The following is a 23,673-nucleotide window of genomic DNA, read 5'->3' as shown; positions in this document are numbered from 1 at the left end:
GCGATCAGTTTGAAGGGGAACGGCGCCGCTCGGCAAGCTGACGCATCAGCTCACGCGAACGCAGAGGACGCGAGCCGAGCAAGGGGGCAAGCGCCGCTCGCGCAATCGCCTTGGCCGGGCCGGCCAGACCGGAAGCCGTCCAGTCGCCGCCAGCCAGCAGGCGAAGGGTGCGCCCATCGAGGCCGGGCTCGCCGGGCACGAAGGCCCGCGAGGCCGTATCGAAGCGATAGCGGCACTGGGGGTCGAGCTCCCTACCCTCCGGCGTGGTATAGCGCGGTGCGGCATCCAGCGCATCGAGCAGAGAGAACTCGAGACGCCGCAGCGCCACGGCGCGGCCATCGGGGCGAGGCAGCGCCTCGAGCAGCGCCGTATAGAAGGCGAACACCTCCGCCACCGGTAGCTCCACCGGCAGGGTTCGGGTCAGCAGTTCATTGGCATAGAGGCCGCACAGCAGGCCCTCACCAGCCAACAACGCCGCCGCACCGCGGCTCTCCATCAGGCGCAAGCGCTTGAGCTCACCCTCCCCCACCCAGGTCACGTGCAGCGGGGCGAAGGGCTGCAGCCGCCCGCGCGAGCGCGACCCAGGGCGCTGTACGCCCTGGGCCACTGCACGCACGCGACCATGTTCGAGGGTCAACAGCTCGACCAGCGCACTGGTCTCACGGTAGGGGCGCTTGTGGAGGAGAAAGGCCGGCTGCGGCTGCATGGTGGGTCGCCTGAACGAAGGAGGGGCAAGCGCAGACAGGTTCGGGTCAATCCAGGTCGTAGCCCAGGCTCTTCAGGGCTCTCTCATCATCCGACCAGCCGCGCTTCACCTTGACCCACAGGTTGAGCATCACCTTGGCATCCAGGGCACGCTCCATGTCGAGCCGAGCTTCGCGGCCGATGCTCTTGATCCGCTCACCCTTGTCACCGATGAGGATCTTCTTCTGGCCATCACGCTCCACCAGGATCAGGGCACTGATGTGGACCACCCTGCCCTCGTCGCGGAACTCCTCGATCTCCACCGTTACCTGATAAGGCAGCTCATCGCCGAGCTGGCGCATGATCTTCTCACGCACCAGTTCCGCTGCGAGGAAACGCTGGCTACGGTCGGTGATCTGGTCGTCGGGGAAGTGGTGGATGCCTTCCGGCAGGTGCTTGCTCACCTCCGCCTCCAGCTCAGGCACGTTGGTGCCGTGCTTGGCGGAAATGGGAATGATGGCGGCGAACTCTCGCCGTGCTCCGACCTCGGCAAGCCACGGCAGTAGCGTGCTCTTGTCCTCGAGCCGGTCGACCTTGTTCACGGCGAGTATTACCGGTGCCTCGACGTGCTCGAGCCGCGTGAGCACCACCTGATCCTCTTCGGTCCAGCGGGTACGGTCGATGATGAAGACCACGCAGTCCACGTCGCGCAGGGCCTGGGTGGCCGCCTGGTTCATGAAGCGGTTGATCGCCTTGTTGCGATCGCGCCCCAGGATATGGATGCCCGGGGTGTCGACGTAGATGAACTGCGCCTCGTCTTCGGTCTTGATGCCCATCACCTGATGCCGGGTCGTCTGGGGACGACGTGAGGTGATCGAGATCTTCTGGCCGAGGATACGGTTCATCAGGGTCGACTTGCCGACGTTGGGACGACCAACGATGGCTACGAAGCCACAGGTCTCGCTCATGATTTCTGCCCTTTGCGGTTCTCGAGCTGCAGCAATGCAAGCTCGGCGGCCTGCTGCTCGGCATGGCGACGGCTGGACCCGGTACCCAAAGTGTGCGAATCCAGCAGCTCGACATGGCATTCGACGGTAAAGGTCTGGTCGTGGGCCTCGCCTTCGACCGTGACCACCTCGTAGCGCGGCAGCGACGACTGGCGCGACTGCAGGAATTCCTGCAGCCGGGTCTTGGGATCCTTCTGGGTATCCTGCAGGTCGATCGCCTCCAAGCGCTCGGCGTACCAGGCCAGCACCCGGGTACGCGCCACGTCCATGCCGGCATCGAGATAAATCGCTCCAAGCACGGCCTCGACCGCGTCGGCCAGGATCGAGTCGCGCCGGTGCCCGCCGCTCTTCATCTCGCCGGAACCCAGGCGCAGGCACTCGCCGAAGGACATCTCCCGGGCCAGCTCGGCCAGTGTCTGGCCGCGCACCAGGCGCGCACGCAAGCGCGAAAGCTGCCCCTCACGGGCCTGCGGGAAACGCTCGTACAGGGCCTCGGCGATGACGAAATTGACGATGGAGTCACCGAGGAACTCCAGCCGTTCGTTGTTCTGGCCCCCGAAGCTGCGGTGGGTCATGGCCAGCTCCAGCAGCGAGTCGTCGCGGAAGGTGTGGCCGATACGGCGACTGAAGGCAGTAAGGGATTTGCTCACGAAATTCCTGTTATTTCTGGTCCATCAATGGATGCGGCGAACCTGGGTAAAGCTGGGCAAGCCGCCATCCCAGTGCATCCATACGGCAAAAGCACGACCGACGACATTCTCTTCGGGTACGAAGCCCCAGTAGCGGCTGTCGTTGGAGTGATCGCGGTTGTCGCCCATGGTGAAATAGTGTCCATCGGGGACGACGACCTCACGCACGCGAGGGCCCGGGTCACGCGGATTATTGTAGATACGATGGCTGACCGCGCCCAGTCGCTCCTCCATCAACCACTCGCCGGGCGCCGTAGGAGGCGCTTCGTCAAGCAACTGCTTGGGCACGAGTTCACCGTTGACGTAGAGCTGCTTGTCTTCATAGCGCACCGTGTCGCCCGGCAGACCCACCACCCGCTTGATGAAGTTTACCGAGGGCTCGGTGGGGAAGCGAAACACCATCACATCGCCACGCTGGGGCTCACCGAACTCGACGATACGGGTATGGGTGACCGGCAGGCGCAGACCATAGGCATACTTGTTGACCAGAATGAAGTCGCCCACCTCCAGGGTCGGACGCATGGAACCGGAAGGTATCTGGAACGGCTCCACCAGAAAGCTGCGCAGCAGCAACACCACCAGCAGCACCGGAAAGAACGAGCGCGCGTAGTCCACCGGCCAGGGCTCTTTCATCGCCCGCTCGCGAGCGGTCTCGTCGAGCCCTTCCATGGTACCCACCTCGACGGCGGCCAGCTTACGGCGACGCGCCGGGCGCCACCAGGCCATGTCGAGCAGCCAGATCAGACCCGTGATGGCGACGGCCATCACCAGCAGGAGAGAGAAATCCATAGTATCGCCGGTCCTAGTCGTTCACCTTGAGCACGGCCAGGAAGGCGTCCTGGGGAATTTCCACCCGACCGACCTGCTTCATGCGTTTCTTGCCCGCCTTCTGTTTCTCGAGCAGCTTCTTCTTGCGCGTCACGTCGCCACCATAGCACTTGGCGGTGACGTTCTTGCGCAGCGCCTTGACCGTGGAGCGCGCCACCACCTGACCGCCGATGGCCGCCTGAATCGCCACGTCGAACATCTGACGCGGAATCAGTTCCTTCATCTTCTCGACCAGCAACCGGCCACGGCCATGCGCATGATCCCGATGGATGATCACCGCCAAGGCATCGACGCGGTCGCCGTTGATCAACACGTCCAGGCGTACCAGCTTGGCCGCCTCGAAGCGCTCGAAGTTGTAATCCAGCGAGGCGTAGCCCTTGGAGATGGACTTGAGACGGTCGAAGAAATCCATCACCACCTCGGACATGGGCAGCTCGTAGGTGAGCTGGATCTGGCTGCCGAGGAACTGCATGTCGAGCTGGTTGCCGCGCCGGTTCTCGCACTCCATGATCACGTTGCCGACGAACTCCTGAGGCACCAGGATGCTGGCGCGCACGATCGGCTCGCGCATCTCATCCACATCGGCCATGTCGGGCAATTTGGAGGGGTTGGAGACGTACTTGACGTCACCGTTCTTCATCGCCAGCTCGTAGACCACGGTAGGCGCCGTGGTGAGCAGGTCCAGGTCGTACTCGCGCTCGAGCCGCTCCTGGATGATCTCCATGTGCAGGGTGCCGAGGAAGCCGACGCGGAAGCCGAAGCCCAGGGCGTCGGAGTTCTCGGGCTCGTATTCCAGCGAGGCGTCGTTCAGCGCCAGCTTCTCCAGCGCATCGCGGAAGTCCTCGTAGTCGTCGGCGCTGACCGGGAACATGCCCGCATAGACCTGGGGCTTGACCTTCTGGAAGCCGGGCAGACGCGGCACGTCGGGGGTCTTGGCATGGGTGATGGTGTCACCCACCGGGGCCCCCTGGATATCCTTGATGCCGGCCACCACGAAACCCACCTCGCCGGCACGCAGGATATTGGTTTCCTTGCGCAGCGGCGTGAAGATACCCACCTCGTTGGCCTGCCAGTCGCGACCGGTGGACTTGATGCGGATCTTCTCGCCCTTCTTCAGGGTGCCATCGAAGATCCGTACCAGCGAGACCACACCCAGGTAGTTGTCGAACCAGGAGTCGATGATCAGCGCTTGAAGCGGCGCTTCCGGATCGCCCTTGGGCGGCGGGATGTCGCGCACCAGGCGCTCGAGCAGCGCATCGATGCCCAGGCCACTCTTGGCCGATACCTGGCAGGCGTCGGTAGCATCCAGCCCGATGATCTCCTCGATCTCGTGAGACACCTTGTCGGGATCGGCCTGGGGCAGGTCCATCTTGTTGAGTACCGGCAGCACTTCCAGCCCCTGCTCGATGGCGGTGTAGCAGTTGGCCACCGATTGTGCCTCGACGCCCTGGGCGGCATCGACCACCAGCAGCGCCCCTTCGCAGGCGTAGAGCGAACGCGAGACCTCGTAGGAGAAATCGACGTGCCCCGGCGTGTCGATGAAGTTGAGCTGATAGGTATTGCCGTCCTGGGCCTGGTAGTCGAGCGTGACCGACTGCGCCTTGATGGTGATACCGCGCTCACGCTCGAGATCCATCGAATCGAGCACCTGTTCCTTCAGCTCGCGCTCGGAAAGCCCACCGCAGCTCTGGATCAGGCGGTCTGCCAGGGTCGACTTGCCGTGGTCGATGTGGGCAATGATCGAGAAATTCCGAATATGCTTCAGTTTTTCGTTGCTTGCTTCGTTGCGCATCTAGCCCAATCCGGTGTTCGACACGAGCGCGGCAGCGGCGGAGTCATCGGCGCCCGTTCACGTCATATGAATTCGATGGCCGGTATTGTACCGGCATGACCCAGGGTTGGACAGCACAGCCGCCCCAGGAGGGTAAAACGAAGGCACCTCCCGCCGCGGGCAGGAGGTGCCTTGTCAGCCGTACGCAGCCGGGACGAATCAGCCGCGGCCGAGTCGCAGCGCCACGAACAGGGAACGCCCCTCGCGATAAAGGCGCACGGGCACGGCGCGGTCGGTGGGCAGCGATTCGACCAGTTCGCGCAGCTGCTCGGCACTCTCGACGGCGTGATGGTCGAGGCTGACGATCACGTCGCCCGGCAGGATACCCGCCTCGGCGGCTGCGCCACGGGAGTCGACCTCACGCACCAGCACACCGCTGTCGACACCCAGCCGTTGACGTTCGACCTCGTCCAGTTGGGCCACTGCAATCCCCAGGCGGGCCTGGGCGTCGGACTCTCCGGGACGCGCCTGTGCCGTCTGTTCGCCATCGGGCCAGTCGCCGATGGTGACCGCCAGGCTCTGACGATCGCCGTCGCGCATGATGGTCAGTTCGGCCTCGTTGCCGGGCGTCACCCGGCCAATCAGCCGCGGCAGGTTGCGTGAACGCTCCACCTCTTCGCCATCGACCTCGAGCACGATGTCGCCCGCCTGCAGGCCTGCGCGAGCCGCGGGGCCTTCGGGATCGAGATCGGCGATCAGGGCGCCGCTGGCGCTATCCATGCCGAACGACTCGGCAAGGTCGCGAGACACCGGCTGAATCATCACCCCGAGCCAGCCACGCCGGACACGCCCGTCATCGCGCAGTTGGTTGGCGACGTCCATGGCCACGTTGATGGGTATCGCGAACGAGACCCCCATGAAGCCACCGCTGCGGGTGAATATCTGGGCGTTGATGCCGACCACCTCGCCATCGAGGTTGAACAGCGGCCCGCCCGAGTTGCCCGGGTTGATGGCGACATCGGTCTGGATGAAGGGCACGTAAGCATCGCGCGGCAGCGTGCGGTTGATGGCACTGATGATGCCGGCGGTTACCGAATGGTCGAAGCCGAACGGAGAGCCGATGGCGGCCACCCACTCACCCACGCGCAGCCGATCGGAATCGCCCAATCGCAGCGTAGGCAGATCCGATGCATCCACCTTGAGTAGCGCCACGTCGGTCTGGGTGTCCGCTCCAATCAGTTCGGCTTCCAGCTCACGGCGGTCGTTGAGACGCACGAGGATCTCGTCGGCCCCCTCGACCACATGGGCATTGGTCAGGATATAGCCGTCCTCGCTGATGACGAACCCGGACCCCAGCGACTGCCGCTCCTCGCCTCGCCCGGGGCCACCCGGCCCCGGAGGCATCGGGAAGCGGTCGCCGAAGAAGTGCCGGAAGATATCGGGAATCTCCTGGCCACCAAAGCCTTCGAAAGCCTGCGAACGATCCGGCATGACCCGAGTGGTGGAAATGTTGACCACCCCTGGAGCGGCCTGCTCGACCAGCTCGGTGAAATCGGGCAACTCGCGGGCGAAGGCAGACTGCCACGACAGCAGCACGGCCAACAGCAGCGCCCAGAGAGAGAACTGTCGCGTCAACGGCATCATAAGAGCTCCTGCATCAGTGTACTTCGTCTCAAGGGGTAACTGTCTCAAGGGGTAACTGTCTCAAGCGATAACTAGGGAACCGTGCATCGTTTTTCAAGGGGGTACAGCGTTGGGCAACGATACATGCACCGGGGGCGAGCGCTCATTCCGTCACCTCGCGCCAGGCCAGATTCTCGGCCACCTGCACGAGCACCCGCGGAGGCAGTTCGCCCATGACGACGACCTGCAATGGGCGCTCGTCCGCCATCACGTGGCGCACCACGGCAAGCGAAATACCCAGGCGATGCAGTCCGGGAATCAGGCGCTCGCGCCCCTCCTCGATGGGCTCGACGAACAGACTGAGCGTCGACAGGCCATCACTGTAGATGCGGTGCCCTACTACCGGATCCTGCCCTTCCGCATCGCTGTCGACAGGCTGGTCGACGAAGCCTTCGGGCAGCCAGGTCGGGTACCATGAGTGCCGTGGCGGCTCCCGGTAGGTATCCAGCACCACGCCGCCCTCATGCAGCCGCGGTGGCTGAAGCTCGGTGAGCTGGAACGTCTCCACGACTCGCCCACGATCATCGATCAGCTCACGCTTCAGCGGCAAGGCCGTCTCGGAGTCGAGCCACAGGCGCTGGCCGAAGCGCATCCCATCGAGCGGCTCGATATCCAGTCGTACCGCGCCGCGGTTGGCAATACGCTCATCACTGCCCAGGGATAGCCGGTAGTACTGATCGATATGGCGTGCGATTCCCGCCGGAGAGGCAGGTGCGCTCCCGTCGTCGCTGGACCAGTTCATGCGGCCGATGCGCCCATGGCGCTCGAAGAAAACCGGCGGCCCGTCGAGAAAGCGGGCCACTTCACGCTCGATGCCGTCCTGGATGTCACGCGAGAGCGCCAGCGTGCGCACCCCATCGATACCGATGCGTACCGCACGTGCCTGGAAGACATGACAGTGACTGGCCCATAGGCTGTGCTCGAACCACTCCAACGGCGTTTCGGGCGGCTCCCAATCGGCCAGTTGACGACAGTCGAATCGCTCGGCGTCACCCGTCATTGCCGAGGTGTCGGCAATGACGGGTGAGGATAGATGAGCCAGAAGCGCGGCGCTGCTGAGTAAGGCCAGGCGCTTTGCGATACGCCTGTCTGCCATCAGCGCTGCCCCAGTGTCTCGTTACCCGAACCGCGTAGTAGAGGCATCCACACATCGCCGCTGCGATAGGTCGCACCTTCGGCATGCCGATCGAGATAGGACTGAAGCAGACGCGCCTGCTCCTGGTCGGAGCGCTGGGACTGACGAGGGTTGGGCGTCATGAACAAGGGGGAATCGAAGCTGGCTCCCACCGCCATCAGGCCGGATTGCCCGCCCGAGGCTGCTGGAGAAAAGAGCGGCATGCCGACGGGCATCGCCTGACTGCCACTTCCAGCCTGCGCCGCAAGACTACGCTGCGGTTGGGCGGTGGCGGAGCGCGCCTCGCTGTCGGCCAGTTGGGCGTCACCTTCGGTAGTGGTGAAGTCACTGCCTTGATAGAACTGCACCCCGGTGATGACCATCAGGGTGACGGCGGCGGCGATACCCGCGCTGCGGGCGAAGGGATAGGAGCGACGCGGTGCGATGCGCGGCTCTTCCACTACCGGCGCCGGTTCGGCCTCCAGTCTGGCCATGATCCCGGCCGAAAGGTCCGTGCGGACATCGATGTCATGATCCCGCCGCAGCAGGCTGCGCATCAGATGATAGCGCCGCCAGGCTTCCGCTGCATCCGGCTCGTCTTCGAGCGACTTCAGTACCCGGCGCAGCTCGAGATCATCACCTTCGCTGTCCATCAGCGCAGAAAGCGATTCCCGTGCATTCTGACTCATTCCTCACACCCCCACATCGGCAAGGCACCCTGCCTCGCTACCAATGATTCCCGGCATTCCCGACCGCACCCAACCGGAATGCCGACAGCCCATGTTGCCACTGTCATACAGCAGTCAATGCTTCAGACGTCATCGACGCGAGACAGTTCAGCGTCGAAGCAAAAACATTGTCGAAAACTTCACTCCGTCATCGATTCCCGTGTTCGCGCCGTAGTCACCAGCGGCTGAATGTGTTGGTCCACCGCCTCGCGGGCACGGAAGATTCGCGAACGAACCGTGCCCACCGGACACTGCATGATATTGGCAATGTCCTCATAGGAAAGCCCGTCGAGTTCGCGCAGGGTTATCGCCGTGCGCAGGTCGTCGGGCAGGTTCTCGATCGCCTCGAATACGGCCGCTTCCAGCTGGTCCCGAGCCAGCGACGATTCGGGCGTCTCGATGTCGGCCAGACGACCGCTGTGGTCGAGAATCTCGGCATCGGCGATGTCGAGGTCGCTACCGGGAGGCCGCCGGCCCTTCGACACCAGGTGATTCTTCGCCGTGTTGATGGCGATGCGGTACATCCAGGTATAGAAGGCACTCTCGGCACGAAACTTGCCGAGCGCCCGATAGGCCTTGATGAAGGCTTCCTGGGCCACGTCCTGCACTTCGGCGTGGTCCTGTATGTAGCGTCCAATCAGCCCGATGATCTTGTGCTGGTATTTCTTGACCAGCAGATCGAAAGCTCGCGTATCGCCCTTCTGCGCACGCTCCACGAGCTGTTGGTCGGTTTCCCGGTTACCCATTCACGCTCTCCCCGGCAGGGCGTTACCCTGAAACGGGACGAGCGAGAAATACGTCGTTAGGTAGTCTGCATGCATGGTATCAACCTGGAGCCCATTGGCCGCTGTATGTCCCTGGACGTCGCCGTCCGTTTCGACAAGTGTTCCTGTTTCTTGGCCGCGCATCAAGCCGCTGCCATGCCGCCCGCGCTGTGACAATCCCGGGGCCGTCGGGTTCCGTTGCGATTGCTGATTTCTTCCTCGGCGGGTGTATAGTAGTTCATCCTCTTGCCATCAACGCACCACGACACAGGTAGCAACATGTCAGATCAGCAGGTCAGCAACCTCAACGTCCTGTCCCAGGACGTACTGATCACCCCCGAAGCCCTCAAGAACGAAATCCCCCTCGGCGAAGTCGCCGAGAGAACGGTGATCGAGGGACGCCGGACCATCCAGAACATACTCGACGGTACCGATCCGCGCTTGCTGGTGGTGGTCGGCCCCTGCTCGATCCACGACGTCGAAGCTGCCCTGGACTACGCGCGCCGCCTGCGCCGCCTGGCCGATGAAGTGAAGGACAGCCTCTACATCGTGATGCGAGTCTACTTCGAAAAGCCGCGCACCACGGTCGGCTGGAAAGGCCTGATCAACGACCCGCACCTCAACGGCTCCTTCGAGATCGAGGAAGGCCTGCACATCGCTCGCAAGCTGCTGGTGGAGCTTTCGGAACTCGGCCTGCCGCTGGCCACCGAGGCGCTGGACCCGATCTCGCCCCAGTATCTGCAGGACTGCATCAGCTGGTCGGCGATCGGTGCTCGCACCACCGAGTCCCAGACCCACCGTGAGATGTCCTCGGGCCTCTCCAGCCCCGTGGGCTTCAAGAACGGTACCGACGGCAGTCTCGACGTGGCGATCAATGCCCTTCAATCGGTCTCGCACCCGCACAACTTCCTCGGCATCAACCAGAGCGGCCAGGTGGCAATCATCCGCACCCGCGGCAATGCCTACGCCCACGTGGTGCTGCGTGGCGGCAACGGCAAGCCCAACTACGATAGCGTCAGTGTGGCACTGGCCGAGCAGGAGCTGAAGAAGGCCGGCATCAAGCCCAACATCATGATCGACTGCTCTCACGCCAACTCCAACAAGGACCCGGCGCTGCAGCCGCTGGTGCTGGACAACGTCACCAACCAGATCCTCGAAGGCAACCGTTCGATCATGGGGTTGATGGTCGAGTCCAACATCGGCTGGGGCAGCCAGAAGATCCTCGACGATCATAGCCAGATGCAATATGGCATTTCCGTCACCGACGCCTGCATCGACTGGCCGACCACCGAGGAAAGCATGACCCGAATGGCGCAGAAGCTCAGCACGGTACTGGCCGAGCGACGCCAGGACTGAAGCCGCAAGGCTCGACTGCCACCGTAGGCCCGCGATCGCGGGCCTTCTTTTTACGCTCCACTATACGCCGTCGATCTCTCTCACGAACGGCGGCAGGGCATCGAGCAGCGCCTGGCCATAGCGCCGGGTGAGCACGCGCCGGTCGAGCAGCGTGATGCGCCCCTGGTCGGCCTCCTTGCGGATCAACCGCCCACAGGCCTGGACCAGCTTGATCGAGGCATCGGGAACGCTGATGCGCATGAAAGGGTTTCCGCCCCGGCTCTCTATCCACTCGGCCAGCGTCGCCCCCACCGGGTCGTCGGGCACGGCAAACGGCAGCCGGGTAATGACCACATGGGTCAGGTAGTCGCCGGGCAGGTCGATACCCTCGGCGAAGCTCGCCAGACCGAAGATCACGCTGCCCTCCCCGGCGTCCACACGGGCACGGTGACGCTCGATCAGCTCGCGCTTGGGCAGGCGGTCCTGGGCCAGCACCCGCTCGCGCCACTTCGACGGTAGCGCTTTCTCCACCGCCCGCAGCTGAGCCCGCGACGAGAACAGCATCAGCACCGCCTCCTTGTCACCGAGCGCTGCGACGAAGTCGACGATGGCTCGCTCGTGGGCCTCGCGGTCGCTGGGGTCCACGGCCGTGCGCGGCACGCTGAGTACCGCACGGGAATAGTCGAAGGGGCTCGGCAGACGCTGGTAGCGGTAGCGGTTGGCCAGCCCGGCGCGCTCCTGCAGGCGCTCGAATCGCCCCAGCGCAGTGAGCGTGGCCGAGGTCACGACGGCACCGAAGCAGCTGCCCCACAGGCTCTTGGCCAGGGTCGGCGCGGCTGACACAGGGCTTGCCGAAAAGGTCAGCTCGGGGTCGGCACCGAAGCGCTCCAGTGTCAGCCAGCGCGCCCGTGGCGCCTCGCCCTCGATATCCGGTTCGGCGTAGGCCTCCCACAGGCCATGCGCCTCCAGCGCCCGGCCATGCAATAGCGCCAGCAGCGGCAGCCAGGCCTCGGCCTGCTCGCGCTCGAGTCCGGTGTGCTTGTCGGGATCGAGGCTCTCGCGCAGGATGTCGCTCATGGTCTCGAGCGTGCGTGAAAGCTCGGCGAAAGCCACCAGCAGGGTACCGGCATGCTCGCGCAAGGCATCGGGCAGCTGCCCCATGGGGAAGCGATATTGATGGTTCTCTTCGCCCTCCTCCAGCCCGTGGTGGCGACCGGCCAACTGATGCCCCAGTGAGAAGGCCTCACCCAGGCGCGGCTCCAGCGCGGCGATGGTTTCCGGCAAGCCGGCCAGCAGCCGTGCCAGGGTCGGCTGTATCGCCAGCGCCTGATGAAGTTCGGTCAGCGACTTCTTGAGATTGCCCAGCCAGCGCAACGTACCGTTCACGCCCACACGATGAGCGAAGTGGTTCAGCGCCTTGTCCGGCAGGTGGTGGCCTTCGTCGAAGACGTAGATGCAATCGCCGGGCGGCGGTAGCACCACGCCGCCACCCAGCGACAGGTCGGCCAGCACCAGGTCATGGTTGGCGACGATGATATCGGCACTTTCGAGGTCGCGACGGGCACGGAAGAAGGCGCAGGCGGCGAAGTGGCCGCAGCGGCGGTTGGTGCACTGGCGATGGTCGATGGTCAGGCGCCGCCAGTCGCCGTCCTCGATCGAATCGGGCCAGCTCTCGCGGTCACCCTCCCAGCGGCCGCTGCCGTAGGCGTCGGCCATCTCCTGCACCAAGGCCTGGAAGTGGTCGCCGCCCCCCTGCGCCAGGCTCTGCTCGAACAGCGACAGGGTGGGGTTGCCCTCGACGCCATCGAGGGCTTGCTCCAGGCGCGTCAGACACAGGTAGCGCCCACGCCCCTTGGCCAGGGCGTAGTCGAAATCGAGGCCGCTGTGGGCCTTGAGGGTCGGCAGGTCCTGCAGCAGCACCTGCTCCTGCAGGGCGATGGTGGCGGTGGCAATCACCAGCCGCTTGCCCTTGGCCTTGGCCACGGGCAGCGCCGCCAGCAGGTAGGCCAGGGTCTTGCCGGTGCCGGTGCCCGCTTCGAGTACGCAGACATGCTCGTCGGAGACCCGCCGGCCGGCGTCGTCGGCCTCGATGGCGCCCAGGGTACGAGCAATCTCGGCGATCATCAGCCGTTGGCCATAGCGAGGCGTCAGTCCCTGGGCCTCCAGCACGCGGCGGTAGGCGGCCTGTATCTCGCCCTTGAGGGCCTCGTCAAGCATGGCCTCACTCTCTAGAGAACTTACTGTCTGGGGAACGCCTGGCGGTGGTGGCTTCGGCGCCGTCGACAGGTTTCCGAGGAGGCGCTGTGAACCCTTCCTTGGGCGCTACTTTTGCCATCCATGGCAAAAGACCTCCTCTTCCACCTGTCCCCGGCACCCTCTCGGCGAGGGCAGCAGGCTTTACAGCAATCCTTCGGGCGGATGCACGCAGGGCAACTTGTCCTGGATGTAGCGCTCGATTTCCGGCAGCGAGAAGGCATCCTCCTCACCGACGAAACTGATCGACACCCCGGCAGCCCCGGCACGACCGGTACGGCCGATGCGGTGGACGTAGTCCTCCGGGTCCTCGGGCAGGGTGTAGTTGATCACGTGGCTGACGTCCTCGATATGGATGCCGCGGCCGGCCACGTCGGTGGCCACCAGCACCTGCACCTCGCCCTCGCGGAACAGCTCCAGGGTCTTGATGCGCTGGTTCTGCGGCACGTCGCCGGAGAGCATGGCCACGTTGATGCCGGCCTTCTTCAGCAGGCCCTCGAGCTTGCGCACCAGGTCGCGACGATTGCCGAACACCATCACCCGGTCGAAGCTCTCCTGCTTGAGCAGGTTGACCAGCAGGCGCGCCTTGTCGTCGTCGCTGACCATGTAGACGCGCTGATCGATGTTGGCCTTGTTGTCCACCGTGACCTCGATCTCGACGTGGGTCGGCTGGTGGGTCCACTGGCTGGCCAGGTTGAGGATGTCATGGGAGAAGGTGGCCGAGAACAGGAAGGTCTGGCGCTCCTCCTTCTTCGGCGTGTGGCGAATGATGCGCTTGACGTCGGGGATGAAGCCCATCGACAGCATACGGTCGGCCTCGTCGAGCACCAATACCTCGACCTGGGTGAGATCGACGTCGCGCTTCTCGTGGAAGTCGAGCAGGCGTCCGGGCGTGGCCACCAGGATGTCCACCGTCTTGCCCAGGTGTTCACGCTGCTTCTGGTAGTCCATGCCGCCGACGACACTGGCCACGTTGAGGTCGGTGAAGCGCGCCAAGGCCTTGGCATCCTTCTCGATCTGCAGGGCCAGCTCACGGGTCGGCGCCACGATCAGCGCGCGCGGTGCGCCGGGCTTTTGGCCATCGGGCGCCTCTTCCTCGAGGAAGTAGGCCAGTATCGAGATCAGGAAGGCGGCGGTCTTGCCGGTGCCGGTCTGGGCCTTGCCGACCACGTCGCCACCCAGCAGGGTATGGGCCAGCGCCTCGGCCTGGATCGGCGTGCAGTACTCGAAGCCCAGGGCATGAATGGCGCGCATCAGCGGCAGGGGCAGATCAAAGTCGTGAAAGCGCCACTTGCCCGCCACGGCAGGCACCTGAAACTGGCGCAGATCCCAGTTCGACTGGCGGCGGCGCGGCTTGCGACGACGGCGCTTGGGCTTGCGGTTCTCGGCCGGGGCTGTGGTCTGTTCCGACTCGCTCATAGGCTATGTATCACGTCCGTAGCAATGGATGAAGAAAACACTGCACGAATGCTTGCGCGACCGAATCGCTGCGTTGCGCTTCAACTCGCTCGTCGATTCGTTCAGCGTTTCCTGAACTTCGTACAGCCGCATATTGTACCAGCCTATGGCGTCGAGGGCGCGCCTCTTGCATTGGGCTGGTAGAATGACGCTTTGCCGCCACTCGACACCCATGGAGCCAGGCCTGATGACACGCCGCAAGAAGACACGCTCGCTGGCCGACAAGGTGACCATCCGCACCGGCAAGCGCAAGGACTACAAGAAGTGGCGCCACGAGAACCCCGACCAGGTGGTTTCGTCGCGCCGCTTCACCCAGAAGAAACGCCAGCAGCGCAAGCTGCAGGCAGCGCGCAAGCTGGCCCGCCAGGAACAGGGCGCCAGCATCGCCATTCATCCCGAACCCGACACAACGTCTAGCGAGGAGCGCGACGAGTGATACGCCTGGTCTCGTTCAACATCAATGGGCTGCGCGCCCGGATGCACCAGCTCGAAGCGCTGATTGCCACCCACCAGCCGCTGGTGATCGGCCTGCAGGAAACCAAGGTGCATGACGACGAGTTTCCCCGCGAGGCGGTCGAAGCCATGGGCTATCACGTCCATTTTCACGGCCAGAAGGGGCACTACGGTGTCGCCCTGCTGTGCCACAAGACACTCTGCCCCAGCGGGCCGGAGGAAGTCTTCTTCGGCCTGCCCGGCGACGGCGAGGAGTCGCAGCGTCGGCTGATCGGCGCACGCCTGCGTACCGCCGACGGCGAAGCGCTGACTGTCTGGAACGGCTACTTTCCCCAGGGCGAGAATGTCGATCACCCCACCAAGTTTCCCAACAAGCGCGAGTTCTACGCTCAGTTGATTCAGCTATTGCGCGAGCAGCATCGCCCCGACGAGCGGCTGGTGGTGATGGGGGATTTCAATATCTCCCCCGAAGACATCGATATCGGCATCGGCGAGGCCAGTCGCAAGCGCTGGCTGCGTGAGGGCAAGACCAGCTTTCAGCCCATCGAGCGGGAGTGGCTGGGCACGCTCAAGGCATGGGGGCTCAGCGACAGCTATCGGGTGCGCCATCCCGACGTGAACGACCGCTTCAGCTGGTTCGACTACCGCTCCCGCGGTTTCGAACGCGAGCCCAGGCGCGGCCTGCGCATCGATTACATCCTGGTCACGGCAGCGCTGGCCGAGCGAGTTCGCGAAGCCGGCATCGATTACGACCTGCGCGGCATGGAGCGCCCCTCGGATCACGCCCCGGTATGGACCGAGTTCGACCTCTGAACGATTGACGACCAGCTTTACCTAGCGGTTGGAAGACTAGCGGTTGGTCAACCAGCGAGGATCGACTTCAGCGCCATGCGCAGCGGCCTGCTGCATGGCTTCCTGAGCCAGCTCAAGCCGCCCCCAGGCGTGGGCCAACAGCCCAAGGCGCTGCCAGTCCTTGCCGCTATCGCTTCGTTCGGCGACCGTGCGCCAGGCGTCCAGCGCCCGCTCACGGTCGCGGGCCTCCTCCCAGCCACGGGCGAGCAGGCGGCGGTTGGCCAGGGTATCGGGCAACGCCGCGTCGGCCAGCGCCGCTTGCAGGTATTCGGCCGCCCGGGCCGGGGTGCCGGCAGCCAGGTGCAGCTCGATGCGCTGGCGCAAATCCTCCTCGCCCGCCAGCACCCCCAGCCGCCAGCCGGCTTCCCAGATCACCGCGGCTCGCTCGGCCTCGCCGAGCCCATGGGCCAGCGCTGCGGCACGCCGCCATGCCTCGGGCTCAGCCTGCGCGCTCAGTGCGGCTTCCAGGCTAGCCAGGGCCTCCTCGCTCTGCCCGGCGCGCTGGAACACGGCGGACGCCAGCGCCTGCCGGCGCTCGTCCGGGGATGGGTCGTCGGCCAGGGCACGTTCGACCCAGCCAGCCGCCTCGTCCCAGCGCTCCAGTTCCGCCAGGGCGCGGGCCAGGCGCCAGCGATCGTCGACACTCCCCGTATGCCGCTGGTGCCAATCGAGCCACAGCGTCACCGCCTCTTCGGTCTGCCCCGCCGCCAGGCGCAGGCGCGCCTCTTCGCGCAGCCAACGTTCGCGCTGATGTTGCGGGGCCTCCTGCGTTCTTCGGGCCTGGCGCAAATGCTCGGCAGCGGCTTCATGACGCCCCGCCCCGGCCTCGGCGCCGGCCGCCAGCTGATGATAGAGCGCGCTGGCCCAGCGATCGGCGGCATTACCGCCTTCGAAACGCCGTGCCTGTGTACGGGCCCGCTCGCCCACGCTGTCATGCTCGCCCTGCTGCAACTGACGCTGCAGACGCTCCAGGTCGGCAATGATGTCGCCGGGAAGCGTCGGCGGATCGGCCGCGGCAGAGGCGGCTACCAGCAGGCTGGCACAGGCGATTAGACGAATCACGGCACGAAGTGGCATGGCATCACCTCAACTGGAACTCGAGGCGCTGGCGAGCGCGACGTACCCCATTAGCCGGTGCGAACTGCCAGCGCGCCACGGCCTGTTCGGCGGCCGAGTCGAAGACATTGCGCGGCTGCGACTCGAGCACACGGATCGACGAACGATCGACACTGCCATCGGGGCGAATCAGGAACTGCAGTTCCACGTGCCCCTCGAGGCCGCGCCGCTGGGCGCGCGACGGATACTCCGGTGGCACACGGCTGGTCGGCGCGATCTCGCCGACGTCCACCGGCCCCTGCTCTGCAGATGCGGCTTCCTCGGCCGCCGGTCCTGGTGCGGGCGCGGCGCTCGACGGCGTCGGCGACGAGCTAGGCTCGGCTGTCGGTTCGGATGCTGGCTCGGGTTGAGGTGACGGCTGCGGGGTTGGCTCAGGCGGCGGCTGAGGCTGCACCTCGGCGAGCTCGGGCAGGCTGGCGTCGAATTCCAGCGGCTCCATCGGCTCCGGCGGAAGCTCGGGTTCCGGCATCGTGATGGAACTCTCCAGCGGCGGCAGCGGCTCCGGCTGGGGCGGCGGCGTCGCTTCCGCCGGGGGTGGCGGCCGCTCGGCACTGGGCTCGGCCATTTCTTCCTGCACCGGCTCCGGGGCCTCGACCATGTTCATGGTCATGCTGACATCGAGGACGTCGAACTCCTCCTCCGGCGGCGTTACCAGCAGCGCCAGCAGCCAGAACAGCAGCAGCGCCAGGGCCACCCCGCCCAGCGAGGAGAAGGGGATGCGTATCACGGCCGGCTCCGGCTGGCGGCGACCGCCACCTGCTCCACGCCGGCCTCGCGGATGCGGTCCATCACTTCGATCAGCAGGCCGGTGGTGGATTCGCGATCGGCCTGGATCACCACCGAGCCATCCTCGCTCACCAGCCCGGCAACCTCGCCGCCGACACGGTGCAGATCCACCGCGCGACCATCGACCCACACGGCGCCTTCCGGCGTGATGGCGACCATCACCTGGGCGTCGGGCCGCGGCGAAGCGGCGCTGGATTCGGGGCGTTCGATCTCTACCCCGCTTTCCTTGATGAAGCTGGTGGTGACGATGAAGAAAATCAGCATGATGAAGACGACGTCCAGCATCGGCGTCAGGTTGACTTCGCTGGCTTCGCCATCGTCGGCGCCAAGGCGGCGTCTACGCATCGTTATCCTCCACGGCACGGGCCAGGCGGTCATGCAGCCGCTGGTCCTCGCGTCGAATGATGTGCTCGAGGCGGCTGGTGAAAAGCAGCCCCACCACCGCCACCGCCATGCCGGCCAGGGTCGGCAGGGTGGCCCGCGCCACGCCATCGGCCATGGCCCGGGCCTGGCTGGTATCGGTCATCGCCAGGCTGTCGAAGACGGCGATCATGCCGGTCACGGTCCCCAGCAAGCCGAGCAGCGGGCACAGCGCTACCAGCAACTTGAGCCACGGCAGCGGGCGGCGCAGCCGCCCGATCAGCTCGCGCGCCCAGGCCTTGCGCAGGGTCAACGCGCTCCAGCTCAGGTGGTCCTGGCGCGCCGCCCAGCGCTCGATCAGGGCACGCCTGGCCCGGCGATAAGTGAGGCGGAAATACCACACTCGCTCCAGCGCCAGGCTGAACAGCAGCATCGCCACCAGGGCGATCACTACCAGTACCGAGCCGCCCGCCTCGACCAGGCGCTCGAGCGGTTCAAACCATAGCGGCATCGCGACGCGCGCTCCCGGTGACGCCATCGAGCCCATGCGAGCGGTGCTCGAGCTGCTCGGCCAGCGCCGCACTGGCCTGCCCCTCGACCAGGCCCGCCAGGTGGCGACTGCGACCGGCAAGCGCGGTATGGGCGAACAGCAGCGGCACGGCGGTGATGAGACCCAGCACCGTGGTTACCAGCGCCTGGCTGATGCCGCCCGCCATCATCTGCGGGTCGCCGGTGCCGAACACGGTAATCGCCTGGAAGGTCACGATCATGCCGGTCACGGTACCCAGCAGCCCCAGCAGCGGCGCCACCGCGGCCAGCAGCTTGACCAGCGGCTGGCCGCGCTCGAGACGCGGCAACTCGGCCAGCACGGCCTCGTCGAGGCGAGCCTCCAGCGCTTCCGGCACAGGGTCGTCGTGCAGCGCCCGGAAGCGCAGCAGCACTCGCCCGAGCGGGTTGTCCTGGCGCAGCGTGGCGAGATCACGTATTTGGCGACGCATGGCCAGGCTGACGCGCAGCAGGTAGGTGTACTGCAGCAGGGCGACCAGCAGGCCAATGGCGCCCAGTCCGACCACCACATAGCCAACCGCCCCGCCCTGATGGAAGCGCTCGATCAGGCTCGGGCGCTGGGCCAGTGCCGAAATGACCTGGCCGCGGGTGGGGTCGAGCGCCAGCGAGCGGGACTCACCGGCATGGAAGGAGGCCAGGCTGGTGGCCACCTCGCGCGGCGTGCGCTCGACCATCGCCAAGGTCTCGTCATCGGCACCGCGGCGCAGCAGGTGGCCCTCGGTGAAGGCGGTGAAATCGCCCAGCCGCACGACCTCACGCGGGGCAAGCTCGCCGCTGGTCGACGCTACCGGCGCCTCGAATCGGAGCACCCTTCCCGTATCGACGGTCAGGGCCATCAAGCGGTCAGCGAACGCTTCCAAGTGTCCGAGTTCGAGAACCTCGGCCTCATCCAGCCGCGGAGGCAAGCTGTCACCCTGCATCACCAACCAGCTATCGGCCAGGGTGTCGCGCAGCTCACCGCTATGGCGGGCCAGCGAAGCCAATACGGCTTCGAGGTCGTCCCCCTGTTCCTGCTGGCGCTCCTCGAGTTCGGCCTGGCGCTCATTCAGCGCCTGCGCCTCGGCCTGCAATTCGGCGTGGCGGGTTTCGGCCTGTTCGTGGGCGGCACGGGCCTCCTCCAGAGCGGCCTCCAGGGCGTCGCGGTCTTCGATCAGCTCGGCCAGCCGTGCCCGGTCGCGGGCCTCGGCGGCTTCGCGTTCAGCGCGCAAGGTATTCAGCGGCTCGGACTGAGCCTGGGCCATGACCGGCACCGCCAAGAGCGCGGCAATGGTCACACCGATAAAGTAACGTCGCGCTCTCATGCGTCGCCCTCCCCGGCCCGTTCCAGCGGCTGCGAGATGGGCAGCGTGAGCAGTTCGGGCGCACGGCGATCACGGGCGATGCGCAGGCCGTTGCGCACCTCGCGACGCTGAACTTCGTCAAGGGGTGCCCAGCTGCCCGTATCGGCCTGCCACACGCGCCCGGCTCTTCCGTCCGGAGTGAGATAGTAGAAGCCCACGCGCCCCAGGCGCAGGAAGTCCACCTCGCGGCGCGAATCTCCTTCACCGAGATAGCCGCGCCAGGCATCGACTTTACGCCCGTACTCCAGCTCGGTGCGCCAGGCTTCGACGATACGCTCCCAGCGTTCGACAGTGGAGAGTTCGCCGGCTTGGGAGCGCAGGCTGGCGACCCGTGCCTGGCGCTCCTCGCGCAGGAACGGCATATCATTGTCGACCCACTGCGCAAGCCGTTCGATCAGGCGTTCCTGAAGTTCTGGCAGGGCCTCACGGGTTTCCTCCAGCGTATCCAGCGCCATCTCGCGGCGATCGAGGGTCTCGGCCTGGCGCTCTAGGCGCGGGGCGAGCTCGGCGTTCTCGCGCGTCAGGCGACGCTCGACACGCTCCAGCTCGCGCAGTTCTTCGAGCATGGCACGCGTCTCGTCATCGGCAGCGTCGATGCGTGCCTGCAGCTCGGCCTGGCTGCGCTGCGCCTCTCTCGCCTCCTGCTGCAGCGCGGGGTCGGCGGACGCCGAGACGACCAGGCCCAGCCAGAGGATGCCTACCCAGAGGCATGGACGGCGAAACGTTCTCACGTGCGGACTCCCGGCAAAAACGACTCAGTGAACAAACAATGCTCTGCCCACACGGGCAGGGCAAGACGATGCCATAAATGATAACCGTTATCAATGAAATCGGTGCATCGCCATGCCACCGGACTTCGTTGGGTTCGCCACGCCCCATTATTACCACTGGCGATATAGCATTCACTTGCGTTTGAAAAATCAAATGCAAACTATTATCGTTGCCACGCTTGAACATGGCTCTGCCTGAACTGCGCTGAGACGACTCGATAGCCCAACACAAGCAAGGGAATAAACCTTCCATGATCCACAAGACGCATATCGCCTGGCTGGCGCCGGTGATGCTTGGCTCCACCCTGCCGGGATTGGCCTTCGCCCAGGTCAATGACGAGACCGCCGCTTCGTCCAATCTCTCACCGCTGGTGGTGACCGCGACCCGCAACCGCAGCCACGCCGGCGAAACGCCACAGAAGGTCACCGTCATCACCCGCGAGCAAATCGAACAGCAGCTTGCCGTTACCCGCGACCGCGGACAGATCCTGGGTAACCTTATCCCAGGCTATTCGCCCAGTCGCCAGAAGATGACCAGTTCCGGCGAGACGTTTCGCGGCCGCGCCCCGCTCTACATGATCGATGGCGTGCCGCAATCCACTCCCATTCGCGACAGCGCCCGCGAGAGCTACACCATCGACCTCGACATGGTCGAACGCATCGAGGTGATTCACGGCGCCAGCGCCGAGCACGGCCTGGGGGCCACCGGCGGTATCATCAACTTCGTGACCAAGCGCGCCGAGGGCGGTGGCGTCAATCATCACGTCTCGAGCCAGATTACCTTCGACGACAAGCTCGACTCCGAGGGCCTTGGCCACCGGCTGGGCTACCGCCTCAGTGCCCAGCGGGGCGATTGGGATTTCCTCGGCGGTATTACGCGTCAGGAGCAAGGCATCTTCCGCGATGGCAGTGGACGCAACATCGGCATCGATCCCATCCAGGGCGAGATCCAGGATTCGACCAGCTACGATCTCTTTGCCAAACTCGGCTACTGGATCGACGATGACCAGAGCCTGGAGTTCTCCCTCAACCGCTTCGAGCTGGAGGGTGACAACGACTACGTGCCGGTAGTGGGAAACCGGGCGAACGGGATTCCGACCAGCGCCGAGCGTGGCACACCGGATGGAGAGGCTTCCTACAACGAATCCACCACTGCGCAGCTTACCTACCGGCACGGCGACTGGTTCGGCAACGAGCTGGATGCCAAAGTGTACCACCAGCGTTTTCGCGCCCAGTTCGGCTCGCATCCCTCCGCCTTCCCTTATCAGGACGCTCAGGGCAACGACCGGCTCGACCAGAGCCGTAACGAGTCCGACAAGCTGGGCGCCAAGTTCACCCTGAGCCGTAGTGACCTGTTCGACGACCGCGTGTCGCTGGCCACCGGCATCGACCTGCTGCAGGACGACACCCAGCAGCGGCTGGTGCAGACCGATCGCAGCTATGTGCCCGAGACCCAGTTCCGCAATGCCGCGGCCTTCCTGCAGGGCTCATTGCAGGTCTTCGAGCCGTTGACGCTGCATGCCGGCGTTCGCTACGAGCATGCCCAGCTCGATGTCGATACCTACCAGACCCTCGACCGTAACGATGTCCGACAGGATGGCGTGACCGTGGAAGGCGGCAAGCCGAGCTTCGACGAGACGTTGTACAACTTCGGGCTGGTCTACCAGGCCACCGACTGGGCTCAGCTGTTCGCCAACTACTCCGAAGGCTTCGGCATGCCCGACGTGGGCCGGGTACTACGCGCCGTCAATAGCGAAGGACAGTCGATCGATACGCTGCTGGAGCTGAGCCCCATCATCACCGACAACCGGGAGGTCGGTACCCGCTTCGACTGGGGGCGTGCCCGCCTGGAGCTGAGCTACTACGAGTCTGACTCCGACCTTGGCGAACGACTCATCCAGGACGACAGCGGAGTGTTCGTGGGCAGCCGGGAGAAGACCGAGATTCGTGGCGTGGAACTCGCGGGCGAACTCGACGTGACCGACGCTCATGGCCTGCGCGTTGCCTATGCGCGCAACCGGGGCAAGTCCGACACCACCGGCGACGGGCGGGTCGATACCGAGCTGAGCGGTCTCAATATCGCCCCCGAGCGACTCACCCTGGGCTGGAATGCCAGTTGGAGCGACGATCTCTCGACCCACCTCCAGGCGAGCCACTTCTTCGATCGAAGCTTCAACGATCAGGAAAATCCCGACCTGCAGCGCTTCGACGGCTATACCCTGGTCGATGCCTCGCTCGGCTACCAGTTGCCCGTAGGCCGTCTCTCCCTGGGCGTCGAGAACCTTACCGATCGGGAATACATCACCTACTACTCACAGACCGCCCGCCCCGGAGACGATCAGTACTTCGCCGGTCGCGGCCGCACCTTTACCCTCGGCTACCAGTTGGACTTCTGAATCCTCGTCCTGACACGGACCTGGCTTACTGCTGACGGCGCCTGCGGGCGCCGTTTTTTCATGCTTGCGACACCTCTCAGCGCCACCACTCGGGATTCGAAGCCATGACTTCCCGCCGGCGCGCCGCTTCCTGCGCCTGCTTGTCGAGTACGGCCGCCAGCACCGTTTCGGCGCGCTCGGGCGTCAGCGCGTAGAGGCCATCATCATCGCCGACGATCAGGTCGCCCGGCGCAATCGTCACCCCATCGATGGCCACCGCCACGTTGACCTCGCCCTCCAGCTTCAGGGATCGAGTAGTCAGCGGGCTTGGTCCACGCGAGTAAATGGGCAGCCCCAGCCGTACGAGTTCGGCCGTATCGGTCACCCGTCCCGAGGTCACCACACCGGCCAGGCCCTTGCGCAGGGCCGCGTAGGTACGCATCTCGCCCCAGCAGGCGCGCCGCTCGTCGCCGGCGACGTCGATCACCAGTACGTCCCCGGGTTCGACCATTTCCAACGCCTGACGGATCACGCTGCCATCGAGGTGCGGGATGCGCACCGTCAAGGCACTGCCCAGCAGCCGCGTGGGACGGCGCAGCGGCGTGAGGTCGGTGATGGCGCCGATGTCGGTGAAGTGGCCCAGGGTGGAAGTCGCCACTTCGCGGTAGCGGGCCAGCAGCTCGGGCGAAATGCCCCTCACCCGGGGACGGATATCGAACATGTACAAGACTCCTAGCCGT

Annotated in this window: 22 protein-coding genes; 4 read left to right on the top strand and 18 right to left on the bottom strand. The window is 65.2% G+C overall.

Annotation, left to right across the window (positions count from 1 at the left end; translation table 11 throughout):
• Positions 1-4 precede the first annotated feature (4 nt).
• From recO to rpoE, 9 genes are all read right to left on the bottom strand, one after another.
• Positions 5-706, bottom strand: a complete 702-nt coding sequence (gene recO, locus ACUY1T_RS16725) for a DNA repair protein RecO (protein WP_446024709.1) — start codon at positions 704-706, stop codon at positions 5-7.
• A 46-nt stretch (positions 707-752) separates the two neighbouring features.
• Positions 753-1,652, bottom strand: coding sequence for a GTPase Era (era, locus tag ACUY1T_RS16720; RefSeq protein WP_446024708.1), 900 nt, complete (start codon positions 1,650-1,652; stop codon positions 753-755).
• A complete protein-coding gene (gene rnc / locus ACUY1T_RS16715; protein ID WP_446024707.1) occupies positions 1,649-2,341 on the bottom strand; it encodes a ribonuclease III in 693 nt (230 codons plus the stop codon). Before rnc ends, era begins: the two co-directional genes overlap by 4 nt.
• A 24-nt stretch (positions 2,342-2,365) precedes the next feature.
• Positions 2,366-3,169 carry a signal peptidase I gene (gene lepB, locus ACUY1T_RS16710; protein WP_446024706.1) on the bottom strand — a complete coding sequence of 268 codons (804 nt, stop codon included), beginning with the start codon at positions 3,167-3,169 and terminating at the stop codon, positions 2,366-2,368.
• A gap of 13 nt (positions 3,170-3,182) precedes the next feature.
• Complete coding sequence (gene lepA, locus ACUY1T_RS16705; RefSeq protein ID WP_446024705.1) at positions 3,183-5,000, bottom strand: translation elongation factor 4; 1,818 nt, start codon at positions 4,998-5,000, stop codon at positions 3,183-3,185.
• A gap of 198 nt (positions 5,001-5,198) precedes the next feature.
• On the bottom strand, positions 5,199-6,623 hold the full coding sequence (locus tag ACUY1T_RS16700) for a DegQ family serine endoprotease (RefSeq protein ID WP_446024704.1): 1,425 nt from the start codon (positions 6,621-6,623) through the stop codon (positions 5,199-5,201).
• A gap of 142 nt (positions 6,624-6,765) precedes the next feature.
• Positions 6,766-7,758 (bottom strand): MucB/RseB C-terminal domain-containing protein, encoded by a 993-nt coding sequence (locus tag ACUY1T_RS16695; RefSeq protein ID WP_446024703.1) that lies wholly within the window; start codon positions 7,756-7,758, stop codon positions 6,766-6,768.
• Positions 7,758-8,465, bottom strand: a complete 708-nt coding sequence (locus tag ACUY1T_RS16690; protein WP_446024702.1) for a sigma-E factor negative regulatory protein — start codon at positions 8,463-8,465, stop codon at positions 7,758-7,760. Before ACUY1T_RS16690 ends, ACUY1T_RS16695 begins: the two co-directional genes overlap by 1 nt.
• A gap of 179 nt (positions 8,466-8,644) precedes the next feature.
• Entirely contained in the window at positions 8,645-9,250 is a 606-nt protein-coding gene (rpoE, locus tag ACUY1T_RS16685) for an RNA polymerase sigma factor RpoE (protein ID WP_446024701.1), read from the bottom strand.
• Between the two features lie 297 nt (positions 9,251-9,547).
• Here rpoE and ACUY1T_RS16680 point away from each other — a divergent pair, with 297 nt between their 5' ends.
• Positions 9,548-10,624 (top strand): 3-deoxy-7-phosphoheptulonate synthase, encoded by a 1,077-nt coding sequence (locus tag ACUY1T_RS16680; RefSeq protein WP_446024700.1) that lies wholly within the window; start codon positions 9,548-9,550, stop codon positions 10,622-10,624.
• A gap of 60 nt (positions 10,625-10,684) precedes the next feature.
• Here ACUY1T_RS16680 and dinG read toward each other — a convergent pair whose 3' ends face one another.
• Together dinG and rhlB are read right to left on the bottom strand one after the other, a co-directional pair.
• Positions 10,685-12,820: an ATP-dependent DNA helicase DinG gene (gene dinG / locus ACUY1T_RS16675; RefSeq protein ID WP_446024699.1), complete on the bottom strand. Its 2,136-nt coding sequence runs from the start codon at positions 12,818-12,820 to the stop codon at positions 10,685-10,687.
• A gap of 180 nt (positions 12,821-13,000) precedes the next feature.
• On the bottom strand, positions 13,001-14,275 hold the full coding sequence (gene rhlB, locus ACUY1T_RS16670; protein ID WP_446024698.1) for an ATP-dependent RNA helicase RhlB: 1,275 nt from the start codon (positions 14,273-14,275) through the stop codon (positions 13,001-13,003).
• 226 nt (positions 14,276-14,501) lie between these two features.
• Between rhlB and ACUY1T_RS16665 the strand changes: the two genes are divergently transcribed.
• Both ACUY1T_RS16665 and xthA read left to right on the top strand, forming a co-directional pair.
• Positions 14,502-14,750, top strand: coding sequence for a hypothetical protein (locus ACUY1T_RS16665; protein ID WP_446024697.1), 249 nt, complete (start codon positions 14,502-14,504; stop codon positions 14,748-14,750).
• Positions 14,750-15,580, top strand: a complete 831-nt coding sequence (gene xthA, locus ACUY1T_RS16660; protein WP_446024839.1) for an exodeoxyribonuclease III — start codon at positions 14,750-14,752, stop codon at positions 15,578-15,580. Before ACUY1T_RS16665 ends, xthA begins: the two co-directional genes overlap by 1 nt.
• Positions 15,581-15,616: 36 nt before the next feature.
• On the opposite strand, the gene ACUY1T_RS16655 is transcribed toward xthA, so the two are convergent.
• Genes ACUY1T_RS16655 through ACUY1T_RS16630 form a run of 6 tightly spaced genes read right to left on the bottom strand, consistent with a single transcriptional unit; the run spans position 15,617 to position 20,519 of the window.
• The gene (locus ACUY1T_RS16655; RefSeq protein ID WP_446024696.1) at positions 15,617-16,696 is read right to left on the bottom strand and encodes a hypothetical protein; all 1,080 of its coding nucleotides are present in this window, start codon (positions 16,694-16,696) and stop codon (positions 15,617-15,619) included.
• Between the two features lie 4 nt (positions 16,697-16,700).
• A complete protein-coding gene (locus ACUY1T_RS16650; protein ID WP_446024695.1) occupies positions 16,701-17,462 on the bottom strand; it encodes an energy transducer TonB in 762 nt (253 codons plus the stop codon).
• A complete protein-coding gene (locus ACUY1T_RS16645) occupies positions 17,459-17,866 on the bottom strand; it encodes an ExbD/TolR family protein (RefSeq protein WP_434233614.1) in 408 nt (135 codons plus the stop codon). The genes ACUY1T_RS16650 and ACUY1T_RS16645 overlap by 4 nt, the downstream gene beginning before the upstream one ends.
• Positions 17,859-18,392 carry a MotA/TolQ/ExbB proton channel family protein gene (locus tag ACUY1T_RS16640; protein WP_446024694.1) on the bottom strand — a complete coding sequence of 178 codons (534 nt, stop codon included), beginning with the start codon at positions 18,390-18,392 and terminating at the stop codon, positions 17,859-17,861. The genes ACUY1T_RS16645 and ACUY1T_RS16640 overlap by 8 nt, the downstream gene beginning before the upstream one ends.
• The gene (locus tag ACUY1T_RS16635) at positions 18,376-19,749 is read right to left on the bottom strand and encodes a MotA/TolQ/ExbB proton channel family protein (protein ID WP_446024693.1); all 1,374 of its coding nucleotides are present in this window, start codon (positions 19,747-19,749) and stop codon (positions 18,376-18,378) included. Before ACUY1T_RS16635 ends, ACUY1T_RS16640 begins: the two co-directional genes overlap by 17 nt.
• On the bottom strand, positions 19,746-20,519 hold the full coding sequence (locus tag ACUY1T_RS16630) for a DUF3450 domain-containing protein (RefSeq protein WP_446024692.1): 774 nt from the start codon (positions 20,517-20,519) through the stop codon (positions 19,746-19,748). The genes ACUY1T_RS16635 and ACUY1T_RS16630 overlap by 4 nt, the downstream gene beginning before the upstream one ends.
• Positions 20,520-20,809: 290 nt before the next feature.
• Here ACUY1T_RS16630 and ACUY1T_RS16625 point away from each other — a divergent pair, with 290 nt between their 5' ends.
• Positions 20,810-22,954 carry a TonB-dependent receptor gene (locus ACUY1T_RS16625; RefSeq protein WP_446024691.1) on the top strand — a complete coding sequence of 715 codons (2,145 nt, stop codon included), beginning with the start codon at positions 20,810-20,812 and terminating at the stop codon, positions 22,952-22,954.
• Between the two features lie 76 nt (positions 22,955-23,030).
• On the opposite strand, the gene ACUY1T_RS16620 is transcribed toward ACUY1T_RS16625, so the two are convergent.
• Positions 23,031-23,654, bottom strand: coding sequence for an RraA family protein (locus ACUY1T_RS16620; protein ID WP_446024690.1), 624 nt, complete (start codon positions 23,652-23,654; stop codon positions 23,031-23,033).
• Positions 23,655-23,673: the final 19 nt, after the last annotated feature.

The organism is Billgrantia sp. Q4P2, assembly GCF_052806135.1.
Note: the sequence above shows the minus strand (reverse complement) of the source record. Positions and strands in the feature narration are given on the sequence as shown.